6 protein-coding genes and 2 pseudogenes are annotated in these 6752 nt (G+C 77.4%); 1 reads left to right on the plus strand and 7 read right to left on the minus strand.

All coding sequences use genetic code 11. From position 1 onward, the window contains the following. Positions 1–1016, plus strand: a 1016-nt coding sequence (locus tag AOK18_RS25205) for a Zn-binding domain-containing protein (RefSeq protein WP_167738739.1), incomplete at its 5' end; no start/stop codon positions are given. A 2-nt stretch (positions 1017–1018) separates the two neighbouring features. Here AOK18_RS25205 and AOK18_RS33690 read toward each other — a convergent pair. The 7 genes and pseudogenes from AOK18_RS33690 to ssd all read right to left on the minus strand — a co-directional run. Next, positions 1019–1318: pseudogene (locus tag AOK18_RS33690) on the minus strand (Rv3654c family TadE-like protein); the annotation flags it as partial. A 368-nt stretch (positions 1319–1686) separates the two neighbouring features. Next, the gene (locus AOK18_RS25210) at positions 1687–2052 is read right to left on the minus strand and encodes a TadE family type IV pilus minor pilin (protein WP_055570842.1); all 366 of its coding nucleotides are present in this window, start codon (positions 2050–2052) and stop codon (positions 1687–1689) included. Beyond that, the gene (locus AOK18_RS25215; protein WP_055695820.1) at positions 2039–2248 is read right to left on the minus strand and encodes a DUF4244 domain-containing protein; all 210 of its coding nucleotides are present in this window, start codon (positions 2246–2248) and stop codon (positions 2039–2041) included. The genes AOK18_RS25210 and AOK18_RS25215 overlap by 14 nt, the downstream gene beginning before the upstream one ends. A gap of 123 nt (positions 2249–2371) precedes the next feature. Further along, positions 2372–3160, minus strand: coding sequence for a type II secretion system F family protein (locus AOK18_RS25220; RefSeq protein WP_055695821.1), 789 nt, complete (start codon positions 3158–3160; stop codon positions 2372–2374). After that, entirely contained in the window at positions 3157–4014 is an 858-nt protein-coding gene (locus AOK18_RS25225; protein WP_055695822.1) for a type II secretion system F family protein, read from the minus strand. Before AOK18_RS25225 ends, AOK18_RS25220 begins: the two co-directional genes overlap by 4 nt. Before the next feature lie 130 nt (positions 4015–4144). Beyond that, on the minus strand, positions 4145–5305 hold the full coding sequence (locus AOK18_RS25230; RefSeq protein WP_055570845.1) for a TadA family conjugal transfer-associated ATPase: 1161 nt from the start codon (positions 5303–5305) through the stop codon (positions 4145–4147). A 272-nt stretch (positions 5306–5577) separates the two neighbouring features. Further along, positions 5578–6752, minus strand: a pseudogene (ssd, locus tag AOK18_RS25235) (septum site-determining protein Ssd); the annotation flags it as partial.

The following is a 6752-nucleotide window of genomic DNA, read 5'->3' on the forward strand; positions in this document are numbered from 1 at the left end:
TGTTCGGTCCGGCCGCCGCGGAACTCCTGCCGCAGCTGGAGGCCGCGAAGCTGCTCCGCCGCCGGACGAGGGCCTGGCACTGGACCCGCCGGGAGCGGGCCGCCGACCTGACCGACATCCGCGGGGAGGGCGGCCGTCCCGTCCAGGTCGTCGAGGACGGTACGGGGCGGCTGCTCGGCACGGTGGACGCGGGTGCCGCACACACGACCGTCCACGAGGGCGCGGTCCACCTGCACCAGGGCCGCACGTATCTCGTCCGCTCCCTCGACCTGGAGGATTCCGTCGCCCTGGTCGAACAGGCCGCCCCGGCCTACACGACGGTCGCCCGCGACACGACGTCGGTCTCCGTGCTGGAGACGGACACCGAGATCCCGTGGGGCGACGGCCGCCTGTGCTACGGCTCCGTCGAGGTCACCAACCAAGTGGTCTCCTTCCTGCGTCGGCGGGTCATCACCGGCGAGGTGCTGGGCGAGACGAAACTCGACCTGCCGCCTCGTACGCTGCGCACCCGCGCGGTGTGGTGGACGGTCACCGAGGACCAGCTGGACCGGGCCCGGATCAACCCGGAGATCCTCGGTGGCGCCCTGCACGCCGCCGAGCACGCGTCGATCGGCATGCTGCCCCTCTTCGCGACCTGCGACCGCTGGGACATCGGCGGGGTCTCCGTGCCCCTGCACCCCGACACCTTGCTGCCCACCGTCTTCGTCTACGACGGCCATCCGGGCGGGGCCGGCTTCGCGGAGCGCGCCTTCCACACCGCCGGCGATTGGCTCGCCGCCACCCGGCAGGCCATCGCGTCCTGCGAGTGCGAGGCCGGCTGCCCGTCCTGCATCCAGTCCCCCAAGTGCGGGAACGGCAACGAACCGCTGCACAAACGAGGTGCGGTACGGCTTCTCACGGTGCTGTTGGAGGGTGCGCCGCCGAAGGAGAGCGGGACGGCGGCGGGTCGGACGGAGGCGGACCGGACGGAGGCAGACCGGACGGGCGGCACGGCGGCGGAGACCGGCCGGGGGTGAGCCGCAGCGGTGGACGGCGGACCGGCCGGTCCCGCGCGCGACCTGACCTCCGCCTCGAACGGTCCTCGCCCCGCGGCCACCGACACGTCCGAGACCTCGCCCTCGACCGTGCACCGCACCAGGCGCGTGCCCTGCGCCCCGGCCACCCGGCCGGCCCGCGCACAGGCCCGTGCCGTGCCGTCCGTCCACCGGTCCGCCGCCGCCAGCGCGGCGAGGTCCGAGCCGCCGGCCGCCCGATGCCGGACCACGACGGCCTGCCCCAGGGCGAGGACGACGCCGAAGACGACGCACAGCACCGCGATGACCCCGACGCTCCAGACGGTCGCGGAACCCCGGTCGGGGCTTTGCCCGGAGGACCGGTGCCGATCCGGGTACCGGGCCGGGTTCCGGCCGCCGCCCCGGTGTCCGCGGCCGTCCCCACGAGGACGGCCGCCCCGGTGCCGGCAACCGTCCCGGTGAAGACAGCCGTCCCGGTGAAGGCCGCGTCCGGGTCCGGCCTCCTGCCCCACCGGTGCGGCACGCGCCCCGTCGCCCGTCCCGCCGGCGGGGCGCCCGGGCCTCCGGCCCGGCGGTCCGGCCCCACGTCCGCCCTCCTGCCCACGCCCGCCCTCGTGCCCTCGGCCGCGCGTCCGGCCGTTCCGCCGTCCCCGCCGGCCGCGGATCCCGTGGTTCACCTGTCCACCCCCACCGTCTCCTCCACGGCGGCCACCGCCTCCTCCCGTACCTCGAAGGGCAGCCCGTGCAGCAGCGGAGGCCTGGCCACGACGACCACACGCACCTGCGTCGCCTCCCGGCTCACCGTGACCTCCGCGCCGGACGGCGCCGCCCGTCGGGCCACCTCGACGACCGCAGCGGGAGCGTCCTGCCGGGCCGCCGCGCGGGCGCCGGCGCGGGCGGCGTCCACGCACCGGATCTGTGCCGCCACCACCAGAAGCCCCCACACCAGCGCCATCGCGAACATCACCAGGACGGGCAGCACCATCGCCGACTCCGCGGTCACGAAGCCACGGTCCGAGCGCCGTTCACATCCCGCCATCGAGTGCCTGCTCCACGATCTTGGTCAGTGCCGCGCTGACCGGGCCGCTCGTGACCACCTTGTAGAGCACGACGGCGAACGCCACCGCCGCCACGATGCCCATGGCGTACTCGGAAGTGACCATTCCGGTGTCCTTCCGTGCCGTCCGCACCCTGCACACCAGGGCGCACAGCCGCGCCCGCACCACCTGATACATCTCGATCCCCTCATGAAAACGTCTCGTCGAACGTCATCTGGCTGTCCGGCCTCCCGCCGGTCCGCCCGGCTGCCGGTCCGTCCTGCCGCGGGTCCGTCCTGCCGCGGATCCCGGTTCTCCCCGTCATCGACCACCTCCTCCCAGCACCCCGCCGGCGAGCCCGATCACCACGGGCAGCACGCCGACCGCGACGAAGGCGGGCAGGAAGCACAGACCCACCGGGGCGGTGACCAGGACGGCGGCCCGCCGTGCCCGGGCGGTCGCCGCGCGGGCCCACCGCGCGCGGGACTCCGCGGCGAGCCGCGCGACGGGTGCGGCCATGGGGAGCCCGGACACGTCGGCCCGTTCCAGCAGCCGGGCCAGGACCGCGGCTTCCGGCACGGCGGCCAGCCGGCGCCAGGCCGCGTCCGGTTCCCCGCCGAGCCGCACCTCCGCCGCGCCTCTGGCCAACGCGTCCCCGACCGGCCCGCCCAGGGCCTCGCCGACCGCCTGCGCGGCGGGTACGGGCCCGGCGCCGGCCGCGATGCAGGCGGCCAGCAGGTCGGCGGCAAGAGGGAGCTGCCGTGCCGCGCGGGCCGCGGCACGTTCCCGCTCGTGGGTCCCGGCCGCCGTCTGCTGCGTGTGCCACCGCCACAGCGCGGCGGCTCCGGCCAGCCCCGCCAGCACTCCGGCGGGACCGCCCACCAGCATCCAGCCCGCGCAGGCCGCTCCCGCCGGGGGCAGCCACCCGCGCGCGCCTCCCGGCACCGTGAGGCGTGGCCGGGCCACCGCCCGTTCCACGGCCAGCGTCCCGGCCAGTCGTCGTCGCAGCCGGCGCCCGTACCGCGCGTGGCGCAGCCACCAGAGGGGCCAGCCGAGCGCGGACGCCGTCCCGGCGACGATCCCCAGCCCGTGGAAGACATCGCCGTTCATACCGCCGCCTCCTCGGCACCCCGCATGATCCGCTGCACCCACCACAGCCCCAGCCCCTCCAGGACCCCTCCGGACACGAGGCAGCCGAGCCCCGACGGGGTGTGCAGGAGGACGTGCAGGGGGTCGGCGCCGAGGGCCGCACCGAGCCCCAGGCCCAGAGCGGGAAGCCCCGCGAGCATCACCGCCGTGACGCGGGCACCGGCGAGCTGGGCGCGCAGGTCGGCACGCTGGTCCCGTTCCGCACGCAGCGCCGCCTCCAGCCGGTCGAGTCCGGCCGTGAGGCCCGCCCCCTGGTCCACCGCGACCCGCCAGCACGCCGCGAGCCCGCGGAGCCCTTCGGCACCCGGCTGCCGCGCCGCCGCCACGAGCCCGTCCGGGACGTCCCCGCCGAACCGGGCGGCCGCCAGCACCGCCGCCTGGGCGTCGCCGAGCCCGCCGGAGTCACGCGCGGCCGGCGACAGCGCCTCACCCGGCTGCCGTCCTGCCCGCATCTCCCCGGCGAGGGCCCCGCACAGCGCGATCACCGCGTCGCTCCTGTGCTCACGGGTCCGGCGCTCCCCGTGGGCGAGCCGCACCCGCCGCAGCAGCGGCACTCCTGCCGCGCCGGCGACGAACGGCAGCACCGACGCGCCCAGCAGCGCCAGGACCGCTCCGGCGGCCAGGGCCCACCATTCGGCCCGCAGCCGTCCCCGGACGCGTCCCCACGCGCGGGTCACCCGGGCCCGTCCCGGCGGCCCGCTGCCGGCCGGTTCCCCACCGGCCAGCAGCAGCCGCGCCCGCCTGGCTCCGGCCCGCTGTCCGGCCAGCAGCCACGCGGCGGTCCCGAGGCACGCCGCGGCCGTCCCCGCGGACATCCCGGCCGTCCCGTTCACCCTCGGTCCCCTCTCGGCGTCCGCCGCCTCCACCGGTTCACCGGTCGCCCGGTCCCGGGCCGATCACCCGCGAAGTGCTCCTCCGCGCCCCGGCCTCCGCCGGGCCGCCCCCTCACGGCGCGCCGCCGTCGCCGGTGTTCCGGAGCAGTTCCCGCAGCCGCTCCCACCCCCGCTCGGGGACGAACGCCTCGGGGCTCCAGCGCAGCGCGGGCACCGTCCGCACCAGCCCCGACGGGTCCCGTTCCAGCACGTGCACCTCAGCGATCCGGCGGCGGCCGGCCCGGTCGCGGACGAGGTGCAGCACCACGGACAGGGCTGCCGCCAGCTGACTGTGCAGCCCGAGGCGGTCGAGCCCCGCCGCCGTGCCGAGCGCCTCCAGCCGGGCGGGCACGTCCGCGGCGGCATTGGCGTGGACGGTCCCCGCACCTTCGTGTCCGGTGTTGAGGGCCGCCAGCAGATGGACCACCTCGGGGCCGCGCACCTCGCCCACGACCAGCAGGTCCGGCCGCATCCGCAGCGCCTGGCGCACCAGGTCCTCGAGCGTGACCAGTCCGGCGCCCTCCTGGTTCGCGGGCCGGGTCTCCAGGCGTACGACGTGGGGATGGTCGGGCCGCAGTTCGGCCGAGTCCTCGGCGAGGACGATCCGTTCGTCCGGGCCCACCAGCCCCAGCAGTGCGCTGAGCAAGGTCGTCTTGCCGGTCCCGGTGCCGCCGCTGACCAGGAAGGACAGCCGCGCGCCGAGCAGCGCGCGCAGGATCCGGTCGCCGCCCGGCGGCACCGTTCCCGCCGCCGCCAGTTCGTCCAGGGTGAAGGCGCGGGGCCGTACGACGCGCAGCGACAGGCAGGTGCAGCCGACGGCCACCGGGGGCAGTACGGCATGCAGTCGTGTCCCGTCGGCCAGGCGCGCGTCGACCCAGGGCCGGGCGTCGTCCAGGCGCCGCCCGGCCACGGCGGCGAGCCGTTGGGCGAGCCTGCGCACGGCCGCCGCGTCCGGGAAGGAGACGCCCGTCAGTTCCAGCCCGCCGCCCCGGTCCACCCAGACCCGGTCGGGTGCCGACACGAGCACGTCGGTGACCGACCGGTCGGCGAGGAGCGGGTCCAGCGGGCCGCTGCCGATCAGTTCGGACCGCAGCTGTTCCGCGGCACCCAGCACCTCGGCGGCACCGAGCACCCGTCCCTGCTCGCGCAGGGCCTGCGCCACCCGCGCGGGCGTCGGTTCGGACCCGCTCTCCGCGAGCCACCGCCGTACCCCGTCGAGCAGCCCGGCGGGCATTCCGGGCCCGCTCCCGGGCGCCCTCTCCGGCGCCCCGGCCCTCGCTCCCGTCGCCGGGGTCCCGGCTCCGTGCCCGTGCTCCCCCGCCGCGCCGCGGGGGCCCGCGGCGGCCGCACCGCCGCCCCGGACGCTCGCGGCACCCCTCGGAGCCTCGTCCCCGAGTCCCGCCCGGGGTGCCCCGCGCGTCTGCACGGACACCGCGCTCCCCCGGTCACCCGCCGTCGTTCCGTGCCTCCCGTGCGGGCCCTTCGGCCCCGGGTGCCCTCCGGTGTTCATGCGGCCCTCGCCTCCATCAGCGCCCGCTCCCAGAACTCCTTGCAGAACCGGGCCAACGGGCTCCGGGCGACCGCTCCGGGCGGCCGTTTCGAGCCGGAAGGGTGCTGCAGGCCGGGCTCGACGGGCAGGTCGCCGACGAGGGGCAGTCCGAGCAGCCGGGCCACCTCGCGGTCGTCGAGACCGGGTGCGTACGGACCGCGCACCGCCACCCGCAGGTCGCGCAGGACCATGCCGACGGCGGAGGCGACGCGTCCGGCCGCCGCGACGGCACGCAGCTCGGCGGGGACCACCAGGAGCGCGAGGTCGAGTTGCGCGAGGATCTCGGCCACCCCGCTGTCGACGCGCCGCGGCAGGTCGACCACGACCGCGCCTCCCCCGCGCCGGGCTGCGGCGAGCACCGCGCGTACGGCCTGCGGCGGGACGGCGACGCAGTCGCCGCGGTCCCAGCTGAGCACGCGCAGGGAGTGCAGTGCGGGCAGCGACTCCTCGAGGGCGCCGCCGCCGACCCGCCCCCGTGAGGCGGCGAAAGCGGGCCAGCGCAGCCCTTCCGTCGTTTCGCCGCCGAGGACCACGTCGAGTCCGCCGCCCAGCGGATCCGCGTCCACCAGGAGGGTGCGCAGCCCCTCACGGGCCGAGGTGACGGCGAGCGCGCACGCGAGTGTGGAGGCGCCTGCCCCGCCCCGGCCGCCGAGGACACCGACGGTCAGGGCCGGCCGGCCGACGCCCTCGGCCACATCGGCGATGCGGTCGACCAGCCACTGCTCGCCGTCGGGCAGCATCAGCACATGGTCGGCGCCGATCTCGACGGCCCGGCGCCAGACCCCGGGATCGTCCTGGTCACGGCCGACCAGCACCACTCCGCGGCGCCGCGCGGCGGGTACGAGGTGCCGCGCGGCGCCAGACCCCGGGATCGTCCTGGTCACGGCCGACCAGCACCACTCCGCGGCGCCGCGCGGCACCTCGTACCCGCCGCGCGGCGTCGTCACCGACGAGGACGAGCGGTGCGGCCTCCCAGCTGCTCCGCCGCTCGGGCACTGCGTGATGGACCTCCGGGGTGGTACCGGCCGCCGCGCACAGGCGCAGCAGGTCGTCGAGGAGCCCCGTGTCCTCGGTGACGATCAGCGGTCCGCCCTGCCCGCCCCCTCCGGCGGCGGGCGGTGGATCATGTGTG

The organism is Streptomyces prasinopilosus (assembly GCF_001419695.1).
GTDB classification, from domain to species: Bacteria; Actinomycetota; Actinomycetes; order Streptomycetales; family Streptomycetaceae; genus Streptomyces; species Streptomyces prasinopilosus.

Bases quoted from the DNA above. Each gene is read 5' to 3' on its own strand.
- AOK18_RS25225 (WP_055695822.1), bottom strand. From the start codon at position 4,014: ATGTCCGCGGGGACGGCCGCGGCGTGCCTCGGGACCGCCGCGTGGCTG.
- AOK18_RS25220 (WP_055695821.1), bottom strand. From the start codon at position 3,160: ATGAACGGCGATGTCTTCCACGGGCTGGGGATCGTCGCCGGGACGGCG.
- AOK18_RS25215 (WP_055695820.1), bottom strand. From the start codon at position 2,248: ATGTATCAGGTGGTGCGGGCGCGGCTGTGCGCCCTGGTGTGCAGGGTG.
- AOK18_RS25210 (WP_055570842.1), bottom strand. From the start codon at position 2,052: ATGGCGGGATGTGAACGGCGCTCGGACCGTGGCTTCGTGACCGCGGAG.
- AOK18_RS25230 (WP_055570845.1), bottom strand. From the start codon at position 5,305: ATGCCCGCCGGGCTGCTCGACGGGGTACGGCGGTGGCTCGCGGAGAGC.